The following is a 19141-nucleotide window of genomic DNA, read 5'->3' as shown; positions in this document are numbered from 1 at the left end:
TGTTCGTGTCGTCGTGTCAGAGCGCGTCCGGGCCGCGCTCGCCGGTGCGGACGCGTACGGCCGTCTCGACGGGCAGGGACCAGACCTTGCCGTCTCCGATCTTGCCGGTGCGGGCGGCCTTGACGATGACGTCGATGAGCTGTTCGGCGTCGTCGTCCTCGGCCAGCACCTCGATGCGGATCTTGGGGACGAGGTCGACGGTGTATTCGGCGCCCCGGTAGACCTCGGTGTGGCCGCGCTGGCGGCCGTAGCCGCTCGCCTCGGTGACGGTGAGTCCGTGGACTCCGAAGGCCTGGAGGGCCTCCTTGATCTCGTCGAGGCGGTGCGGTTTGACGACCGCCGTAATCAGCTTCATGCGTCCACCTTCTTGTTGGGCGAAGCGGCCGTGGCGGGGGCGCCGGCGACGACTCCGCCGCCCGCTCCGCTGAAGTCGTATGCGGTCTCGGCGTGCTCGGCGCGGTCGATGCCGGAGACCTCGACGTCCTCGGGGACGCGCATCCCGATGGTCTTGTCGAGGAGGAAGGCGAGGACGGCGGAGACGACGAGGGAGTAGGCGAGGACCGCGAAGACTCCGGCGCACTGCTTCCAGAGCTGGTCGAAGCTGTGGTCGCCGTAGAAGACGCCGGTGGCGGTGGACTGGCCCTTGCCGGTGGCGAAGAAGCCGATGAGCAGGGAGCCGACGATGCCGCCGACCATGTGGACGCCGACGACGTCGAGGGAGTCGTCGTAGCCGAACTTGAACTTGAGGCCGACGGCGGCGGCGCAGGCGACACCGGCGATGGCGCCGACGGCGATGGCGCCGAGCGGGGAGATCGCGCCGCCGGACGGGGTGATGGCGACGAGGCCGGCGACCGCGCCGGAGGCGGCGCCGAGGGTGGTGAAGGCGCCGTGCTTGATCTTCTCGTAGGCGAGCCAGGCGAGCATGGCGGCGGCGGTGGCGACCTGGGTGTTGACGAACATCAGCGCGCCGACGCCGTCGTCGTTGCCGAGCCAGGAGCCCGCGTTGAAGCCGAACCAGCCGAACCACAGCAGTCCGGCGCCGAGCATGACGAGCGGCAGGCTGTGCGGGCGCATCGGGTCCTTCTTGAAGCCGACGCGCTTGCCGATGACGAGGATGACGCCGAGGGCGGCGGCACCCGCGTTGATGTGGACGGCCGTGCCGCCGGCGAAGTCGATGACGCCGAGCTTGTAGGCCCAGCCGTCGCCGCCCCAGACCCAGTGGGCGACCGGGACGTAGACGATCGTGCCCCACAGGGCGACGAAGAGGGCCCACGCGCTGAACTTGACGCGGTCGGCGAGGGCGCCGCTGATCAGGGCGGGGGTGATGATGGCGAACATCATCTGGAAGACCATGAAGACGAAGACCGGGATGGTGTATCCCGGCCACAGCTCCGTGAGGCCGATGTCGCTGAGGCCGATCCAGTCGGCGTTCCATCCGATGAACGGGGAGCCCGAGCCGAAGGCGAGGGAGAAGCCGTAGAGCACCCAGAGGATGGTGATGATCCCGATGCTGATGAAGCTCATCATCAGCATGTTGAGGGTGCTCTTGACGCGGACCATGCCTCCGTAGAAGAAGGCCAGGCCCGGGGTCATGAGCAGCACCAGGGCGGAACAGATCAGCATGAAGCCTGTGTTCGCGGAGGACAGTTTGGGTGCCTCCGCCGCAAGCGTGATGGCTGGAGCCATCGGCGTCTCCTCATCGGTTGGTACGGCCCCGTGCGGGCGGTGCCTTCAGCGGTCCGGTCGGTTGAGGGGGGCGGTTATGGGCCACGAGACTGACGCAGCGCGGTTTCGGTGGGCGCCCCTCGCTGTTTCACCGGGGTGACGAAGGCGGCTCGCGTGTTACGCGTGGATGAATTGCCGGATGCCGGGCGCGGCGATCGTTATCGTGGCGCAACCATCGGCCCGCGGGCGCGCGCATGACGCAAGCGCGCGGATGAGGAACCGGCCGCGTCCGGCCTCTCGATGACCTGGCATGGGGGAGCCGAGTCGGGCAGTTCGGGAGGACCGGCCGCGGCCGGGGCACGGGGTGCCGGGCTCAGAGGGCCTCGGCGGACTCCGGGAGGTCGGTGGCGAGCTGGTCGGTGAGGTCGGCCACGACGGCGAGGTCCCCGAAATCGCGTACGGCCGTGTCGACCGTCTTGCGGATGCGGGTGTTGACCCGCTCGGAGCGGACCTTGCGGGCTATGTCCATGGCGCGCTTGGCGTAGGCGGTGCCGTGCTCGGGCTCGCGCTGGAGGAGGTGCACGGTGGCCATGCCGATGAGGTTGAGCGCGTAGGAGCGCTGGTGCTCGTCGTCCTTGGCGAACAGTTCGACCGCGCGCTCCATGAGGGGCTCGGCGAGGGAGGCGTAGGTGGGGCTGCGGCCCGCCACGTACGCCAGGTCGCGGAAGGAGTGGCTGTTCTCTCCGTGCAGTTCGGCCTCGGAGAAGAAGCGGATCCAGTCGGGGTCCGGCTCGTCCCACTCGTCGGCCTCGGTGAAGGTGTCCTCGGCCATGCGGACGGCGCGTTTGCACTTGCCGGGCTGGCCCATGTTGGCGTAGGCGCGGGCCTCCATCGCATACAGCATGGACTGGGTGCGGGGTCCGGCGCAGTCGCGGCTGCCGTACTGCGCGAGGTGGATCAGTTCCAGGGCGTCGTCGGGCCGGCCGAGGTGGATCATCTGGCGGCTCATGCTGGAGAGGACGTACGACCCGAGGGGCTTGTCGCCGGCTTCCTTCGCGGCGTGCAGGGCGAGGACGAAGTACTTCTGGGCGGTGGGCTGGAGGCCGACGTCGTACGACATCCAGCCGGCCAGTTCGGCCAGTTCGGCGGCGACTTTGAAGAGCCTGCGGGTGGTGGCCTCGGGCTGGGGTTCCTGGAGGAGGTCGGTGACCTCGTGGAGCTGGCCGACGACCGCCTTGCGGCGCAGTCCGCCGCCGCACTGGGCGTCCCACTGGCGGAACATCCGGGTGGTGGACTCCAGGAGCTCCAGCTCGGGGCGGGAGAGCCGGCCGGGCCTGCGGGAGTCGTGCAGCGGGTCGGGGCCGGGGGGCAGCGGGGAGGCGGGTGAGGGGACCAGCCAGCGCTGCATGGGTTCGACGAGGGCGGGTCCCGCGGCCAGGCCGAGGGAGGTGCCGAGGAAGCCGCGCCGGGCGAGCATCAGGTCGCTGCGGGAGAACTCGCTGAGCAGGGCGACGGTCTGCGGGCCGGTCCAGGGCAGGTCCACGCCGGTCGCGGACGGGGACTGGCGGGCGACGCGCAGGCCGAGGTCGTCGGTGGAGACGACGCAGCCGAAGCGCTCGGAGAACAGCTCGGAGAGGATGCGCGGGATGGGTTCGCGCGGGTTCTCCCCGTCGAGCCAGCGGCGCACGCGCGAGGTGTCGGTCGAGATGTGGTTGGCGCCGAGCTGCCGTGCCCTGCGGTTCACCTGCCGGGCCAGCTCGCCCTTGGACCAGCCGCTGCGCACGAACCACGAGCCGAGCAGCTCGTTGGGGCGCTTGTCAGCGTTTGTCCCGCCTTCGCCGTTGCCGCCCACTGGAACGCCCCCATCCCTGAAACCCTGTCGCCGTGCGCCAAGCCCTATCAGAATGCCGGTAAATACGGCCTCCCGTCCGGCGGTTCTCACCCTTCGAACGAGCTGACGACTTGCCTCCGGCATACCCACGAAGGCAAGTGCCCCCAGGGCTCGCATACTCACAGTAACCCCACGATCACCCTTCCAACCACGGCGATCCTTGAAACGCCACCATTCGCCACCCCTTCGAATGAACTCACGATCGCGCCCTCGCGATTCACTTGACATAGGACGGACGGAAGTGGGCGGAGCGGTGCACGCGGGGGCGCATGGAACCCGGCGCACCACCCGCCGCGCCACGACGCGCCGCCTTGCTCCCGGGGCACCCCGGGAAGGCGGATGTCGTAGCGTCACGTTCCGCATCCATCTCGCTCCGGTTCGTAACCACCGGCGCGCTGGACCCGTTGGAGGGGGCATGGGCTTCACGATCGGCGGCATTCGGGAGATCCGCTCCGGCACGCGCCGGCGCGGCCGGTCGACGGAGTGCACCGCCGTCGCCGAGTTCACGGGCCTGTGGGGCTGGGACGTGGTGCCGGGCGCGCGCACCGCCGGGGGCGTCTGCTCCTGCGGGCGCGCGGACTGTCCGGCGCCGGGCGCGCATCCGCTGGAGTTCGCCGCGCCGGTGCCCGCCGGGGCCACGCTGGACGAGGTGGGCCAGGCCTGGGCCGAGGTGCCGGGCGCCTCGGCGATGCTGCCGGTGGGCCGCGCGTTCGACGTGATCGAGGTGGCCGAGGCGGCCGGGCGCCGCGCCCTGGTCCGCCTGGAGCGCATGGGCCTCCCCCTCGGCCCGGTCGCCGCGACCCCCGAGGGCCGCGCCCACTTCCTGGTCGCCCCCGGCGCCGCCGCCGAGCTGCCCCGGCTGCTCTACCGCCTGGGCTGGGACGACCCCGCCGCCCTGGACCTGCGCGGCCTCGGCGCGGGTGCGTACATCACGGCCCCGCCCTCCGACCGCGGCGGCCTCGGCCCGGTGCGCTGGCTGCGGCCGCCCGCGCTGGACAGCGCGACCAGGCTTCCGGCGGCCCGGCTGCTGCTGGGGACGCTGGCGTATGTGGCGCACCGGTCGCGGGCGGGAGCGTAAAGCCCGCGACCCCTGAACCGGCTTCGGTACGGCGAAGCGCCCGCCCCCCACCGTTCACGTGGGGACGGGCGCTTCGCCGTGTAGTGGGGTGATCGGGTCCGGGGGCTCAGTCACCGAGAAGCGCGTCCACGAACGCCTCCGGGTCGAAGGGCGCCAGGTCGTCGGGGCCCTCGCCCAGGCCGATCAGCTTGACCGGCACGCCCAGCTCGTTCTGGACGGCGATGACGATGCCGCCCTTGGCGGTGCCGTCGAGCTTGGTCAGCACGATGCCGGTGATGTCCACGACCTCGGAGAAGACGCGGGCCTGCACCAGGCCGTTCTGTCCCGTGGTGGCGTCGAGCACGAGCAGCACCTCGTCGAGCGGGGCGTGCTTCTCCACGACGCGCTTGACCTTGCCCAGCTCGTCCATGAGGCCGGTCTTGGTGTGCAGACGTCCGGCGGTGTCGATGAGCACCACGTCGACGTCCATCTCCTTGCCCTCCTTCACCGCGTCGAAGGCGACGGAGGCGGGGTCGCCGCCCTCCGGACCGCGCACGGTGTAGGCGCCGACGCGCTCGCCCCAGGTCTGGAGCTGGTCGGCGGCGGCGGCACGGAAGGTGTCGGCGGCGCCGAGGACGACGGTGCGGCCGTCGGCGACCAGGACGCGGGCGAGCTTGCCGGTGGTGGTGGTCTTGCCGGTGCCGTTGACGCCGACGACCATGACGATGCCGGGCTTGCGGCCCTCGGGCTCGGTCTTGACCTCGCGGTCCATGTCGGTGCCGACGAGCTTGAGCAGCTCCTCGCGGAGCAGGCCGCGCAGTTCCTCGGGGGTGCGGGTGCCGAGCACCTTGACGCGCTCGCGCAGCCGCTCGACCAGTTCCTGGGTGGGCCGCACGCCGACGTCGGCGGTCAGCAGGGTGTCCTCGACCTCCTCCCAGGTGTCCTCGTCCAGGTGCTCGCGCGACAGGAGCGTGAGCAGGCCCTTGCCGAGGGCGTTCTGGGAGCGGGAGAGACGGGCGCGGAGGCGGATGAGCCGCCCCGCGGTGGGCTCCGGGATCTCGATCTCGGGAGCCTTCTCGGCGGCGGGCGGCTCCTCGACGGTGGTGGTCCCGCCGCCCGGGAGGTCCACCTCCTCGATCGTCCGGCGCGGTTCGTCGCGCGGAGTCTCGGCCTCTTCGCCGACCTGTGGCTCGGCCGGCGGCGCGGTGAGGTCGGGCGCGGAGGGCGGCGGCGGTGGCAGCTGCTTCTTTTTCTTGAGTGTGCTGCCGATGAGGAGCCCGCCGAGCGCGCCGAGCACGACCACGGCGATGACTACAGCAAGGATGATGGTTTCCATAACGCGTCCAGTATCGGCCATGGGGTATCCGCCGAAGAGGCTTGCGGCCGCCTGTCGTTTCCTCCAAGAGACAAATGCCACAGGGGCAATGGAGTCGGATTAAACTACGATGACGTTTGGCTCCGCCGCGCGCGTTGAGCCCGTCGTCCTCGTCCCCCACCGCTAGGACACCCCTTTTTCATGAGCAAGACGGCCGCGCGCGAGAGCGCGCTGGAAACCCGTGGCATCGAGCCGGTCCCCGATCACGAACGCACCGCGCGTACGCGCGGGCTCTTCCCCACCTGGGTGGGCGCCAACATCAGCGTCCTGCTGCTCACGATGGGCGCGAGCCTGGTGGTGTCGTACCACCTGAACTTCTGGCAGGCGCTGGTCGTCGCGGGCGTCGCGCCGCTCGTCTCCTACGGCCTGGTCGGTCTGCTCGGCATCGCGGGCAAGCGGGGTGCCGCGCCCGGTATGGCGCTGTCGCGGGCGGTCTTCGGACAGCGCGGCAATCTGCTGCCCGGTTCGCTGATCTGGGTGGCGCGCTGGGGCTGGGAGACGATCAACGCGGTGACCGGCGCGTACGCGCTGCTGACGATCCTGGACCTGGGTCTGGGGATCAAGGCGAACGGCGTGCTGGACCTGGTCACCCTGCTGCTGTTCGTGATCGCGACCTTCGCGATATCCGGGCTCGGCATCAACGCCGTGCAGAAGTGCAGCAAGTACGCGACGTATCTGTTCGGTGTCTTCTCGGTGCTGGTGCTCGGGTATCTCGCGGTGCACACGCACTGGTCGAAGGTGATGCACCAGGGCGCCGGCTCCACGGCCTCGCTGATCACGGCCGTCGGCATGATCGCGGCGGGTGGCGTGAGCTGGATTCCCTCCGCGCCGGACTTCACGCGCTATCTGCCGCGTACGGCGTCGTCCCGGGCGATCGTCGGGAACACGGTCGGCGGTGCGGGCATCGTCGTGCTGCCGCTGGTGCTGATGGGCGCGGTCATGGCGGTCGGCACGCCCGACCTGGCCTCGGCCTCCGACCCGGTCTCGTTCCTCGGCACGATCCTGCCGCTGTGGATCACGGTGCCGTATCTGCTCATCGCGGTGGTCGGCATGCTGCTGATCAACTCGATGTCGATGTACTCGGCCGGTTTCACCGCGCAGACGCTCGGTTTCAAGATCCCGCGCCACTGGGCGGTGTCCGTGAACGCGGTGATCTCGCTGGCGCTGGGCGGCGTGCTGATGCTGGTGGCGACGAGCTTCATGGGCTCGTTCATCGCCTTCCTGTCCATGCTCGCGGTGGCCTTCTCCGCGTGGACCGGTGTCTTCGGCGCGGACATGTTCCGCCGCAAGGAGTACGACGCCCGCGCCATGGCCGACACGGGCCGCACGAGCGCCTACTGGTACCGGGGCGGCTTCTCCCCCGCCGCGGTGGCCTCCTGGGCGATCGGTCTCGTCTCCGGCCTGATGTTCACGACCTCGGACTGGTTCACCGGTCCGCTGGCGAAGAACAACCTCGTCGGCGAGTACGGCCTCGGCTGGATCGCGGCCATCGTGATCTCGGGCGCGCTGTACCTGCTGCTGCCGAAGCCCTCGGTGCCGGCGCCTGCCGAGTCCGGGGCGGCGCCCGCCGAGGAGCGGGTCCCGGCCGAGGTCTGACCTGCGGGGACCTCCGCCGAAGCCCCCTTCCGGGCGAGCCGTTCCGGAGGGGGCTTCGGCGCGTATATCCGATGGCCGCTGTGCCCGGGGCCCTGCGATCATCCGCGCATGCTGACACTGCACGACGATCTCGGCCATCTCTCCTACGACATCACCGGTGACGGCCCGCCCGTCGTGCTGGTGCACGCCGGTGTCGCCGATCACCGCATGTGGGACGCGGTCGTGCCCGCGCTGGCGGCACGGCACACCGTGATCCGGTACGACCTGCGCGGCTTCGGCGGGTCCGCGCTCCCGGCGGGGCCGTTCCGCGAGACCGACGACCTGCGCCGGCTCCTGGACCACCTCGGTTACGAGCGGGTACGGCTGGTGGGCGCGTCCTGGGGCGGCCGCGTGGCGCTGGACTTCACGCTCGCCCATCCGGAGCGGGTGCGCTCGCTGGCGATGATCTCCGCGCCCTGGCCCCGGTACGGCTGGTCGGCGGAGATGGTCGCCTACGACGAGGCCGAGACGGCGGCGCTGGAGGCGGGCGACTTCGACGCGGCCGTGGAGATCAACCTGGACATGTGGCTGCGCGGCCCCGCTCGCGGCTGGGACGACGTGGCCGGCGGACTGGCCGACCGGCTGCGGGGCCCGCTGCGGACGTCGCTGGTGAACCAGGCCGTCGTGGGCCGGTACTCCGAGGGCCCCGGGTCCGGTGACCTCGGGGCCGTCTCCGTCCCGGTGCTGGTGGGCGTCGGCAAGCTCGACGTCGCCGACTTCCAGGACATCGCCCGCCGCTACGCCGCCGGGATACCCGGCGCCACTCTGGTGGAGTTCCCCTCCGCCGCTCATCTCGTCGCCCTGGACGCGCCCGCCGGGCTGAGCGCGGCGCTGGAGCCGTTCCTGGCCCGTTAGGGGGTGTCTCCCCGAGGCCCCGGGTACGACACCGCCGCCCCCGGCCCGGGCAGTGGCCGGGTCGGGGGCGGCGGAGGGTGCGAGGAGAGGGGCAGCGGGGACTTGGCCCTTCTCCCCGGGTCGAGGGGGCTGCTAGCCCATCTCCTCCAGCGTCTTGCCCTTCGTCTCCTTGACGAACTTCAGGACGAACGGGATGGAGAGGGTGGCGAAGATGGCGTAGATCACGTAGGTGCCGGAGAGGTTCCAGTCGGCCAGCGACGGGAAGCTCGCGGTGATGGCCCAGTTGGCGATCCACTGCGCGGAGGCGGCCACACCGAGGGCGGCGGCGCGGATCTTGTTCGGGAACATCTCGCCGAGGAAGACCCAGACCACGACACCCCAGGAGAGGGCGAAGAAGAGGACGAACACGTGGGCGGCGACGAGCGCGACCCAGCCCTGGGTGGCGGGCAGCTTGCCGTCGACCAGGTGGTAGCTGAACGCCCAGGCCTCCAGGGCCAGACCGGCGGCCATGCCGACCGAGCCGATGAGGGCGAGCGGCTTGCGGCCGATGCGGTCCACGAAAATCATCGCGATCACGGTGCCGACGATGTTGATGATCGACGTCGTGAAGGAGTAGAGGAACGAGTCCGAGGGGTCGACGCCGACCGACTGCCACAGCGTCGAGGAGTAGTAGAACGCGACGTTGATGCCGACGAACTGCTGGAAGACCGACAGGCCGATACCGATCCAGACGATGGGCTTGAAGAAGAAGCCGCCGCCGAGCAGGTCCTTGAAGGACGACTTGTGCTCGGACTTCATCGCGTGCTCGATCTCGTCGACGCGCGCGTCGAGGTCGACGCCCTTGCCCTCGACCTCGGCCAGGATCTCGCGGGCGCGCTCACGCTTGCCGACGGAGAGCAGGAAGCGCGGGGACTCGGGGATCGCGAAGGAGAGCAGGCCGTAGAGGACGGCCGGGACGACCATGACGCCCAGCATGACCTGCCAGACCTCAAGGCCCATGAGCTTGCCGCGCTGGTCGCCGCCGGCGGCGTTGAGCAGGCCCCAGTTGACCAGCTGGGAGACGGCGATGCCGATGACGATCGCGGCCTGCTGGAAGGAGCCGAGCCGGCCGCGGTAGGCGGGCGGGGCGACCTCGGCGATGTAGGCCGGGCCGATGACCGAGGCCATGCCGATGGCGAAGCCGCCGATGATGCGCCAGAACGCGAGGTCCCACAGGGCGAACGGAAGGGCGGAGCCCACGGCGCTGACGGTGAACAGCACGGCGGCGATCTGCATGCAGCGGATACGGCCGATGCGGTCGGCTATGCGCCCTGCCGTGGCGGCGCCGATGGCGCAGCCGATCAGGGCGATGGCGATGACCTGCGCGAGGGCGGCGGAGCCCACGTCGTAACGGTCACGGATGGCCTCGACGGCGCCGTTGATGACGGAGCTGTCGTAGCCGAAGAGGAAACCGCCCATGGCGGCCGCGGCCGCGATGAAGATGACGTGCCCGAGATGTTCGGGGTGAGCCGACCGGGCTCCTGGCTGGGGTGCCTGCGCTGTGCTGGTCACGTGTAACTCCTCGGGCCACGGCAACGCTGCCGGGTGGGGGCGAGCCCTTCCAGGTTTCCAGTGGCGCACAACTTGGCACCGCTCACACCTGAAGGTAAATGCAACGTTGCAGAGAATATGCGTTCAAGTTTCGAAGTCAATACCTAGATGACTGTGACGTAAGAGATACGTCGACCCCAGAGATGTTCAAGAAGTGAACGAGAGATTTGTTGATCTTGAAAGCGCGGGCCGGCTGCGGGCTAGCGAAGCCGCTGCGAGATGACCTTGGACACACCGTCGCCCTGCATGGAGACCCCGTAGAGCGCGTCCGCGATCTCCATCGTGCGCTTCTGATGGGTGATGACGATCAGCTGGGACGACTCCTGCAGCTCCCGCATGATCCGGATGAGCCGCTGGAGGTTGGTGTCGTCGAGCGCCGCCTCGACCTCGTCCATCACATAGAAGGGGCTCGGCCGGGCCTTGAAGATGGACACCAGCAGCGCCACCGCCGTCAGTGACCGCTCGCCGCCGGAGAGCAGGCTGAGCCGCTTGACCTTCTTGCCCGGCGGCCGCGCCTCCACGTCCACACCGGTGGCCAGCATGTCGTCGGGGTCGGTCAGGATCAGGCGCCCCTCGCCGCCGGGGAAGAGCCGGGCGAAGACCCCCTCGAACTCGCGCGCGGTGTCACGGAACGCCTCCGTGAAGACCTGCTCCACCCGCTCGTCCACCTCCTTCACCACCCGCAGCAGATCGGCGCGGGTCTTCTTCAGGTCCTCCAGCTGCTCACTGAGGAACTGGTGCCTCTCTTCCAGCGCGGCAAACTCCTCCAGGGCGAGCGGGTTCACCTTGCCGAGCTGCTGATAGGCGCGCTCGGCGGACCGCAGCCGCTTCTCCTGCTCGGCGCGGTCGAAGGGGCGCGGCCGGTTGCGGGGGTGCTCCGGGTCCTCGGGCAGTTCCTCCCCCTCGGCCGGCGGCGAGGGCGGCACCGGCTGCTCCGGGCCGTACTCCGCGACCAGCCCCTCCGGTTCGACGCCCAGCTCCTCCAGCGCCCTGGCCTCCAACTGCTCGATGCGCAGCCGCTTCTCGGCGCCGAGCACCTCGCCCCGGTGCACGGAGTCCGTCAACTTGTCCAGTTCCGCCTTGAGTTCACGCCCGGCGGTGCGCGCCTGCGCCAACTCCCCCTCGCGCAGCGCCTTGACCGCCTCGGCGGCGGAGCGCTCCCGCTCGGAACGGGCGAGGGAGACCTCGATGTGCGCGAGCAGCTGCCGGGCGCCGGCGGCGACCGCCCCGGCGACGGCGGCCTCATGGCGCAACCGGGCCCTGCGCTGCTCGGCCCGCGCCCGTGCCTCGCGTTCCGCGCGGGCGGCCCGGTCCAGCGAGTCGGCCCGTCCGGCCAGCGCCCTGACCCGCTCCTCGTGCGTACGGACCTGGAGGCGGGCCTCCATCTCGGTCTGCCGCGCGTTGGCGCCGTCCGCCGAGAGCCGGTCCCGTACGGAGGTGTCCGGCTCCTCCTCCACCGGCAGCTCCTCGGCCACGGCGAGCCGCTCGGCCAGCTCCTCGGCCTCCTGTACGGCCCGCTCCAGCGCCTCTTGCGCGCGGGCGGCCGCCGCGGCCGAGCGTTCCGCCTCTCCCGCGGCGCCGCGCGCCTGCCCGGCGAGCCGGCCGAGCTGCTGGGCCACGGCCGACTTCTCCCGGTCGGCGGCCCGGCGCCGCTCCCCCAGCTCCTCCACGAGCGCGGCGCTCACGGTCCGCTCCTCCGTGGCCGTCTCCCGGCCCCGCTCCAGTTCCTCACACCGCACGGCCAGCTCCGCCAGCTCGGCGGCGGCCTCGTCCACGGACGCCTGCACCTCAAGCAGACTGGGCGCCCCGGCCGAACCTCCCTGCGCGAAGTGGGCGCCGAGCAGATCGCCCTCGGCGGTGACAGCGGTGAGCGCCGGCCGCGCCCGCACCACTTCCTCCGCCTCCTCCAGCGTCCCGACGACGACGATCCCGCGCAGCAGCCGCCGCACGGCGGGCATGAGGTCGTGGGGGCCGCGCACCAGGTCGGCGGCGAAGGGGTGGCGGATGCGGGGGTCGCTGCGCTGGGCGGCGACGGGGGCGGCTGGCGAAGGGGCGCGCTCGGCGTATGCGCCGGGAGCGGCGACGGTACGGGGGGCTTCGTCGGGGCGCATGTGGGGGGCGGCCGCGGCCGGATCACCGACGGTGCCGGGGTCGCCCACGGGGTGGGCGCCTGCGGCAGCCGCGCCGGCACCGGCCCCGGGCGCGGGACGACCGCCGAGGGCGGACCCGCCGGTCGGCTCCCCCGCCCCGGACGCGTCGCGCCCCGGAGACGCCGAGTCCCGCTCGGCGGAGGCCGGCGACGGGGAGCCGCCCCCGGCCGAGACCGGGTGGACGCCTGCGGCAGCCGCGCCGGACCCGGCACCGGTCGCGGTCCCGGGCGCGGGACGACCACCGCCGAGGGCGGACCCGTCGGTCGCCTCCCCCGCCTCGGTCGCGTCTTGCGCCGAAGGCGCGGAGTCCCGCTCGGCGGGGGCCGGAGGCGGGAAGCCGTGCCCGGTGGGGGCCGCCGACGCCGGGCGCCGCCCCTCGGACACCTCCTCCGGGCCCCCCGCCAACAGGAACGCCGCGCGGCCGCCCTCCTGTTTGCGGAGGAGTTCGATTGCCTCCGTCGCCGCTGTCAGGCCGGTCACGGCGATGGCGTCGGCGGCCGCGCCGAAGGCGGTGGCGAGGGCGGTCTCGTGGCCGGGGGTGACGGTGAGGAGCCCGGCGGCCGGGCCGAGTACGCCGGTGAGCCGGTCGCGGGCCGACAGGAGGGTGCCGGTGCCGTCCTTGCGGCGCAGGCCCAGCGTCAGCGTCTCGTGGCGGGCGCGGGTCGCGGCGCGGCGCCGCTCGGCGTCGGCGGTGGCCTCGCGGGCCGCCCCGAGCGCGTCCTCCGCCGCCGCGAGCCGCCGGCGGGCCTCCTCGTGCCGTACGGCGAGGTCGGCGTCGTCCGCGTCGAGGCCGTCCACCTCGGCTTTGAGGGTCTCGTACTCCTCCTGGGCCCGGGCGGCGCGCTCGGCCGCCTCGTCGCGGGCGGCGGCCAGGCGGTCGATCTCGGCCTGGGCGGAGGCGGCGCGGGAGCGGGCGGCGCTCACCTGTCCGGAGAGCCGGGCCAGGCCCTCGCGGCGGTCGGCGATGGCGCGGGCGACGTCCTTGAGCCGGCGTTCCTCGACGGTGAGCGCGCGTTCCAGTTCGGCGCGGTGGGCGACCGTGTCGTCCAGGGCGTGCCGTGCGGCGTCGAGGGCGGCCTCCAGCTCGGCCTCCTGTTCGCGGACCCGGGCGGCCTCGCGCTCCAGGTCCTCGGGGTCGCGGCCGCGCCGTTCCTCGGGGGGTGCGGAGGTGGCGCTGATGACGCGGGCCTCGGCGAGGGAGACGGTGCCGCGGACGCGTTCGGCGAGCTGGGAGAGTTCGTACCAGGTCTGCTGGGCGCGGGTCAGGCGCGGGGCGAGGCGTCGTACCTCCTCCTCCAGGCGGGCCTCGCGCTGGAGGGCGTCGCGCAGTTCGCGCTCGGCGCTGTCCTTGCGTTCCTTGAGGGCGGCCTCGTCGGCGATCTCGGCGCCGAGGGCTTCGCGCAGGGTGACGAGGTCGTCGGCGAGCAGGCGCAGCCGGGCGTCGCGCAGGTCGGCCTGGATGACGGCGGCGCGGCGGGCGACGGCGGCCTGCCGGCCCAGCGGCTTGAGCTGGCGGCGGAGTTCGTCGGTGAGGTCCTGCACGCGGGCGAGGTTGGCCTTCATCGACTCCAGCTTCCGCAGCGCCTTCTCCTTGCGCTTGCGGTGCTTGAGGACTCCGGCCGCCTCCTCGATGAAGGCGCGGCGGCCCGTGGGGTCGGCGTGCAGGACGGAGTCGAGCTGGCCCTGCCCGACGATGACGTGCATCTCGCGGCCGATGCCGGAGTCGGAGAGGAGTTCCTGGAAGTCGAGCAGCCGGCAGGTCTCGCCGTTGATCTGGTACTCGCTGCCGCCGTTGCGGAACATGATCCGCGTGAGGGTGACCTCGGTGTACTCGATGGGCAGGGCGCCGTCGGAGTTGTCGATGGTGAGGGACACCTCGGCGCGGCCCAGCGGCGGGCGGCCGGTGGTGCCGGCGAAGATGACGTCCTCCATCTTGCCGCCGCGCAGCGACTTGGCGCCCTGCTCGCCCATGACCCAGCTGAGCGCGTCCACGACGTTGGACTTGCCGGAGCCGTTCGGACCGACGACGCACGTGATCCCCGGTTCGAACCGGAGCGTGGTCGCCGAGGCGAACGACTTGAAGCCGCGCAGGGTCAATGCCTTGAGATGCACGCAATCGGACTTTACCGGCAGCGGCTATCTCACTCCACGGACACTCGCAACCCCACGGTTTCGCACATGAACGTGGAGGGCACACCAGATGGTGAAACGGTTGAAAGGATGCGGGGGAAAGTACGAAGGGACGCCGAAGCGTCCCTTGCGGCTCGGACAGCCGGCTAGTGGCTTGCGTCCGAACCTTTCTGAGCGGTTGTCACGGGCGGGCCCGACCGCTGCGCGTGCTTTCGTGGAGCTGATGCGGCGATCAGGTGAGCGCAGGCTCCGCCTGGTGTGCGTCGATGCTCTCCATGATCCTGTCCTGAGAGGCGGCAGCCGCCAGCGCGTCGTTCTCCGCCTGGATCCGTACGAGCTCGGACTCCAGGTCCTGGACGCGCTGCTGAAGCCGTCGCATCTCGGCGAGGAGTCGAGGGTCGGAGCCGCCGACGTAACCGAGAAGCGCCTTTGCCATGATGGATGGTCCTCCACACTGAGTGACCGACCGATGCGGTGTGGGTCGTGAGGGATTCGCACCCGCGGCGCTTGGCACACTCAGATCCTGCTCTGCGTCGCCATGCCAAACAGCTAAGGTGCGCGGGGCTTTCAGCGTCTCACCAAAAAGTTTGACGGTCAACACGATCACACCCCGTATCGGCGGGCGAACCCGGGGCGCGCGGCCGGTTGCCGGCGGCGCTGCGACTCTGCGGGGCCCTGGAGGTGTGTCGATCAGCTGTACACCGGGAGCCTTTCACGACGCGCCCTTCTTGGCAACCACCAGGCCGTTTCCACCCGGGCAGGTGCCGCAGGCACGTCCCGGGGGCCCCGGTGGAGGGGGCAGGCGCGACCCGTTCAGCGGATGGCGAAGCCGTCGTAGCCGCCGCGCGGTGTGTCCCAGATCTCGGTGACTCCGTCCACCCGCCCGGGCGTGTCATCGCCCTGGAGCCAGTCGAGCAGCCCCTCGCAGCCGGTACGGGGGCCCTCGGCGACGACCTGGACCCGGCCGTCGGCGAGATTGAGAGCAAAGCCACTCAGTCCGCCGATCTCCAGCGCCCGTGCCCGGGTGAACCAGCGGAAACCCACACCCTGGACGTGTCCCCGTACCCAGGCGACCAGCCTTGCATCCTCGCTCATGGGTGCAACCTAACCGGACGCATGGGGGCAACCCAACCGGCCAATGTCGCTCGGGGCACACCCGCCCCCCGCGCCATGCGGTACCGTCCCGACCCAATGAATCTCATATGAAACTCACTCGATCGAGTGAGTCGGGTTGGCCAGGGGGTGGCATCGGGCCCGTTTCCGGCGCCCGGCCGACCGCGAGCACGAGGAAGAGGGCAGGGGATGGGACGCCACCGACGCGCCGGTGCGGGGAGCGACGCGCCGCACTCGTATGCGGGTGGGCACGAGCCCCGGGGGACCGCGCCGTATCTGAACCCCGAGGCCTACACCGTCGGCCCGCGCGGGCCCGTTTTTCTGACCGGTGACGAGCCGATGGACGGCCGGGGTTCCCAGCGGGGCCGCAGGCGGGCCAAGAAGGCCGCGACGCCGGTGCGCACGGGTCTGCTCGGCGTCTCCGCCGCGGTGGCCTTCGGCACCGTCGCGGTGGGCGCGGGCGTGGTGCCCGGACTCCAGAGCTACCGCCTCGGCGGCAACACGACCGCCAGTGAGGGCGAGCAGGTGCAGGCGGCCGACCTGCCCGGCGACGGCAACGCGGCCAGCGAGCAGGGCGGCGCGGCGGGCAGCGCGGACGCCCAGGCCGGCGGCGCCTCGGACGGCCAGTCCACGCGGCCCGCCGCTCCGGCACCCGCCCCGTCCGACTCGGACTCCCAGGCGTCCCCCGCGCCCGCCGCCCCGGCCAAGCCCAAGCCCGAGCCCTCGCAGCCGGCCGCCGAGCCGGCCCCGGCCAAGCCCAAGCCGTCCGCGCCCTCGGACAGTTCCTCGAAGCCGGCGGAGAAGGACCCCTCGGCCTCCGCCTCCGCGGTCGTCGCGCCCCAGGCCGAGGCCGAGGCGCAGGTGCTCGCGCTCGTCAACCAGGAGCGCGCGAAGGTCGGCTGCGAGCCGGTCACGGCGAACTCCTCGCTCACGAAGCTGGCCGAGGCGTTCAGCAGTGACATGGCCGCGCGTGACTTCTTCGACCACACCGACCCGGACGGCGCCACCCCCTGGGACCGCGCCTCGGATGCGGGCATCACCGGCCTCGGCGGCGAGAACATAGCCCGCGGCCAGATAGACCCGGCCGCCGTCATGGACGCCTGGATGAACAGCCCCGGCCACCGCGCCAACATCCTCAACTGCGATTTCAAGACCCTCGGCGTGGGCGTCCACTTCGGCGAGGGCGGCCCCTGGTGGACGCAGGACTTCGGCTACTGAGAGCGCGTACTCCGGTCGTGAACCGCCGGCATCCGGCGGGTGAGAGCATCACGGGGTGACAGACGCACCGCTGCCGTCCGGGTGGACCCTCCAGGAGATCCGTGACGTGTCCGGGGACCGGGAGGCTCTGGCGCTGGCTCCGGACCGGACGGTGACGTGGGTGGGCGGGGGCGGGGCGCCGGAGATGCCGCGCCCGGAGATCGTTCTCGGGTTCCACGGCCTGTGCCTCGTGAAGCCCGTGCACGACGCGGGCTGGTACATGGGCAGCCTGTACGACGACGGCAGTGTCGACTGCTGGGCGCTCTACGCGAGCCTGCACGAGGCGCTGCGTGGTCTCTGAACCCCACCCACCCCCTCCCCTACAGCGCTGACCGAGGCACAGCGCCGCCCGGTCAGGACCGTGTGGGGGACGCGGTTTGCCGGCGCAGTCCCCATGCCCTGAACCGGCCGCTCACGAAGACGCCGACGGCGGCGGACAGGGCGATCAGCGTGATGGAGGCCAAGCCGTCCACGGTGGCGTGACGACCTGGGGGCGCCGACCACCCCAGAAACGCGATGATCCCGGCGAAGGTCACGGCGGCCACGGCGAGGAAGACCGCCATTTCGGCCCACCACATCGCAGGCGTCGGTCGAGTCGTCATGACGTAGTTGTACCTCACACCGTCCCGCCGTACCGCGGCGAGAAGCGTTGCCCATCATGTGCATGACCTGCGATGATCCAGGCCACATCATGATCATGGGGGAGTTCGATGCGATCTTCGAAGGTGGCCGCGCTGGCCCTCACCGCCTTCTTCGTCACGGGGTGCGGCAGTTCCGGCGAGGAAGGGCTGCCCGTGCGGCTGGTCAATCAGTCGGCGTGGGGTGCCCGGGTGACCGGTTGTCCGCCGTGCGGGGAGCGCGGAAACGGGGTCGAGGGCGGTATGTACACGGGGTGGACCGAAACCCGCCCGTGGCCCGTCACGTACAAGGTCGTCGTCCGGGGAGTGGAGTCGGTCTGCCCCTTCATCGACCCCGAGCCGGCCAAGGCGAAGGGGGAGGTGGGCACCCGTGACGTCATCTACCTGGTGGACAAGAAGGGGAAATGCGTCGCGGGCACGGGGAGCATCGACGACCTCTGACCTCAGCGGCTGACGCGGCGCTAACCAATGCACAGCGCTGTCTGGTGGCCAGTGCCCCGCTCGCCTACGCTGGGCCCATGAGCGGGATCACCCAGGAGCAGGCGGAGCCGGAGGCGCGGGACGCGTTCGACGTGTTCGCCAAGGCGTGTCCGTCGCGCGGGACGCTGGAGCATGTGACCGGGCGGTGGGGGTCGCTGGTGCTCGGGGCGCTGTACGAGGGGTCGCTGCGGTTCAACGAGCTGCGGCGGCGGGTCGACGGGGTGAGCGAGAAGATGCTCTCCCAGACGCTGCACGCGCTGGAGCGCGACGGGCTCGTGCTGCGGGAGGCGCAGCCGGTGAACCCGCCCCGCGTGGACTACGAACTCACCCCGCTCGGCCGTCAGGTGGCCGAGCGGCTGCTCGCGCTCATCCACTGTGTGGAGGGCGCCATGGGCGACGTACTCGCCGCGCGTGAGCGTTACGACGCGGCGCGCGGCGCCCGCTGACACTTCGGGCAGAAGTAGCTGGAGCGGTTCATCCACGGGCGGCGCAGCATCGGCGTACCGCAGCGGCGGCAGGGCAGGCCCTCGCGGCCGTAGGCGTCCAGGGAGCGGTCGAAGTAGCCGGACTCGCCGTTGACGTTGACGTACAGGCTGTCGAAGCTGGTGCCGCCGGCTTCGAGGGCCGCGTTCATCACGTCCCGGATGTGGCCGAGGAGTTCCGCCGTCACCGGGCGGGTGAAGCCGGCGGTGGGGCGCTCGTAGTGCAGGCGGGAGCGCCAGAGCGCCTCGTCGGCGTAGATGTTGCCGACGCCGCTGATCAGGGACTGGTCGAGCAGGGCCCGCTTGATGGTGGTGCGCTTGCGGCGCAGTGCCTGGTGGAAGGCCTCGTCGTCGAAGAGTTCGTCGAGCGGGTCGCGGGCGATGTGCCCGATGACGTCCGGCAGGCCGTCCGGGGTGTTGTCGTGCAGCGAGAGTCCGCCGAAGGTGCGCTGGTCGACGAAGCGGAGCTCGGTGCCGAGGCCGTCGGCGAAGCGGACCCGGACGCGCAGGTGCTTCTCGTCGGGCGTGGTGTGCGGCTGGACCAGCAGCTGGCCGCTCATGCCGAGGTGCGCCAGGACCGACTGTCCGGTGTCCGCGAGCGGCAGCCACAGATACTTGCCGCGCCTGCTCGGCACCCCGAAGGTGTGCCCCTTCAGCCGGTGCGCGAAGTCGTCGGCCCCCGCGAGATGCCGGCGCACCGCACGCGGATGCAGCACCTCCGCCTCGGCGACGGTCCGCGCGGCCACCCACCGCGCCAGCCCACGCCGGACGACCTCGACCTCGGGCAACTCGGGCATCGACAACCCCCTGTGGGAAAACCTGG

General features: G+C 71.6%; 17 protein-coding genes. 7 read left to right on the top strand and 10 right to left on the bottom strand.

Going from position 1 to position 19141, the window contains the following annotated elements:
• Nucleotides 1-16: 16 nt before the first annotated feature.
• The 3 genes from AB0898_RS17610 to AB0898_RS17600 all read right to left on the bottom strand — a co-directional run bounded on the left by AB0898_RS17610 (nt 17) and on the right by AB0898_RS17600 (nt 3517).
• Nucleotides 17-355: a P-II family nitrogen regulator gene (locus AB0898_RS17610; RefSeq protein WP_003997576.1), complete on the bottom strand. Its 339-nt coding sequence runs from the start codon at nt 353-355 to the stop codon at nt 17-19.
• A complete protein-coding gene (locus AB0898_RS17605) occupies nt 352-1686 on the bottom strand; it encodes an ammonium transporter (protein WP_366803816.1) in 1335 nt (444 codons plus the stop codon). Before AB0898_RS17605 ends, AB0898_RS17610 begins: the two co-directional genes overlap by 4 nt.
• 352 nt (nt 1687-2038) lie before the next feature.
• Complete coding sequence (locus AB0898_RS17600) at nt 2039-3517, bottom strand: hypothetical protein (RefSeq protein WP_366803815.1); 1479 nt, start codon at nt 3515-3517, stop codon at nt 2039-2041.
• A 454-nt stretch (nt 3518-3971) separates the two neighbouring features.
• Between AB0898_RS17600 and AB0898_RS17595 the strand changes: the two genes are divergently transcribed.
• Nucleotides 3972-4634, top strand: coding sequence for a bifunctional DNA primase/polymerase (locus AB0898_RS17595; protein ID WP_366803814.1), 663 nt, complete (start codon nt 3972-3974; stop codon nt 4632-4634).
• Nucleotides 4635-4740: 106 nt separating this feature from the next.
• Here AB0898_RS17595 and ftsY read toward each other — a convergent pair whose 3' ends face one another.
• Complete coding sequence (gene ftsY, locus AB0898_RS17590; RefSeq protein ID WP_366803813.1) at nt 4741-5949, bottom strand: signal recognition particle-docking protein FtsY; 1209 nt, start codon at nt 5947-5949, stop codon at nt 4741-4743.
• A 180-nt stretch (nt 5950-6129) separates the two neighbouring features.
• Between ftsY and AB0898_RS17585 the strand changes: the two genes are divergently transcribed.
• Together AB0898_RS17585 and AB0898_RS17580 are read left to right on the top strand one after the other, a co-directional pair.
• Nucleotides 6130-7584: a cytosine permease gene (locus AB0898_RS17585; protein ID WP_366803812.1), complete on the top strand. Its 1455-nt coding sequence runs from the start codon at nt 6130-6132 to the stop codon at nt 7582-7584.
• A 108-nt stretch (nt 7585-7692) separates the two neighbouring features.
• Nucleotides 7693-8478, top strand: a complete 786-nt coding sequence (locus tag AB0898_RS17580) for an alpha/beta fold hydrolase (RefSeq protein ID WP_366803811.1) — start codon at nt 7693-7695, stop codon at nt 8476-8478.
• Between the two features lie 132 nt (nt 8479-8610).
• Here AB0898_RS17580 and AB0898_RS17575 read toward each other — a convergent pair whose 3' ends face one another.
• The 4 genes from AB0898_RS17575 to AB0898_RS17560 all read right to left on the bottom strand — a co-directional run bounded on the left by AB0898_RS17575 (nt 8611) and on the right by AB0898_RS17560 (nt 15443).
• Nucleotides 8611-10029 carry a sugar porter family MFS transporter gene (locus tag AB0898_RS17575; protein ID WP_366803810.1) on the bottom strand — a complete coding sequence of 473 codons (1419 nt, stop codon included), beginning with the start codon at nt 10027-10029 and terminating at the stop codon, nt 8611-8613.
• A 239-nt stretch (nt 10030-10268) separates the two neighbouring features.
• Nucleotides 10269-14330 (bottom strand): AAA family ATPase, encoded by a 4062-nt coding sequence (locus tag AB0898_RS17570; protein ID WP_366803809.1) that lies wholly within the window; start codon nt 14328-14330, stop codon nt 10269-10271.
• Between the two features lie 250 nt (nt 14331-14580).
• A complete protein-coding gene (locus AB0898_RS17565) occupies nt 14581-14784 on the bottom strand; it encodes a hypothetical protein (RefSeq protein ID WP_018544743.1) in 204 nt (67 codons plus the stop codon).
• Between the two features lie 377 nt (nt 14785-15161).
• Entirely contained in the window at nt 15162-15443 is a 282-nt protein-coding gene (locus AB0898_RS17560) for an acylphosphatase (protein WP_026248381.1), read from the bottom strand.
• Between the two features lie 207 nt (nt 15444-15650).
• Between AB0898_RS17560 and AB0898_RS17555 the strand changes: the two genes are divergently transcribed.
• Nucleotides 15651-16679 carry a CAP domain-containing protein gene (locus AB0898_RS17555; protein WP_366803808.1) on the top strand — a complete coding sequence of 343 codons (1029 nt, stop codon included), beginning with the start codon at nt 15651-15653 and terminating at the stop codon, nt 16677-16679.
• Between the two features lie 55 nt (nt 16680-16734).
• Nucleotides 16735-17019, top strand: a complete 285-nt coding sequence (locus tag AB0898_RS17550) for a hypothetical protein (RefSeq protein ID WP_366803807.1) — start codon at nt 16735-16737, stop codon at nt 17017-17019.
• 52 nt (nt 17020-17071) lie between these two features.
• Here the strand turns inward: AB0898_RS17550 and AB0898_RS17545 are convergent, their stop codons facing one another.
• Nucleotides 17072-17320, bottom strand: a complete 249-nt coding sequence (locus AB0898_RS17545; protein ID WP_366803806.1) for a hypothetical protein — start codon at nt 17318-17320, stop codon at nt 17072-17074.
• A 108-nt stretch (nt 17321-17428) separates the two neighbouring features.
• Here AB0898_RS17545 and AB0898_RS17540 point away from each other — a divergent pair, with 108 nt between their 5' ends.
• Nucleotides 17429-17797: a hypothetical protein gene (locus AB0898_RS17540; RefSeq protein ID WP_366803805.1), complete on the top strand. Its 369-nt coding sequence runs from the start codon at nt 17429-17431 to the stop codon at nt 17795-17797.
• Between the two features lie 77 nt (nt 17798-17874).
• Nucleotides 17875-18282: a helix-turn-helix domain-containing protein gene (locus AB0898_RS17535; protein WP_161182632.1), complete on the top strand. Its 408-nt coding sequence runs from the start codon at nt 17875-17877 to the stop codon at nt 18280-18282.
• Here the strand turns inward: AB0898_RS17535 and mutM are convergent.
• A complete protein-coding gene (gene mutM, locus AB0898_RS17530) occupies nt 18255-19115 on the bottom strand; it encodes a bifunctional DNA-formamidopyrimidine glycosylase/DNA-(apurinic or apyrimidinic site) lyase (protein ID WP_366803804.1) in 861 nt (286 codons plus the stop codon). The genes AB0898_RS17535 and mutM overlap by 28 nt on opposite strands.
• Nucleotides 19116-19141 lie beyond the last annotated feature (26 nt).

Source organism: Streptomyces sp. NPDC005435 (genome assembly GCF_040703155.1).
Lineage (GTDB): Bacteria > Actinomycetota > Actinomycetes > Streptomycetales > Streptomycetaceae > Streptomyces.
The sequence above is the reverse complement of the archived record's forward strand: the minus strand, read 5'-3'. Positions and strand labels throughout refer to the sequence as shown.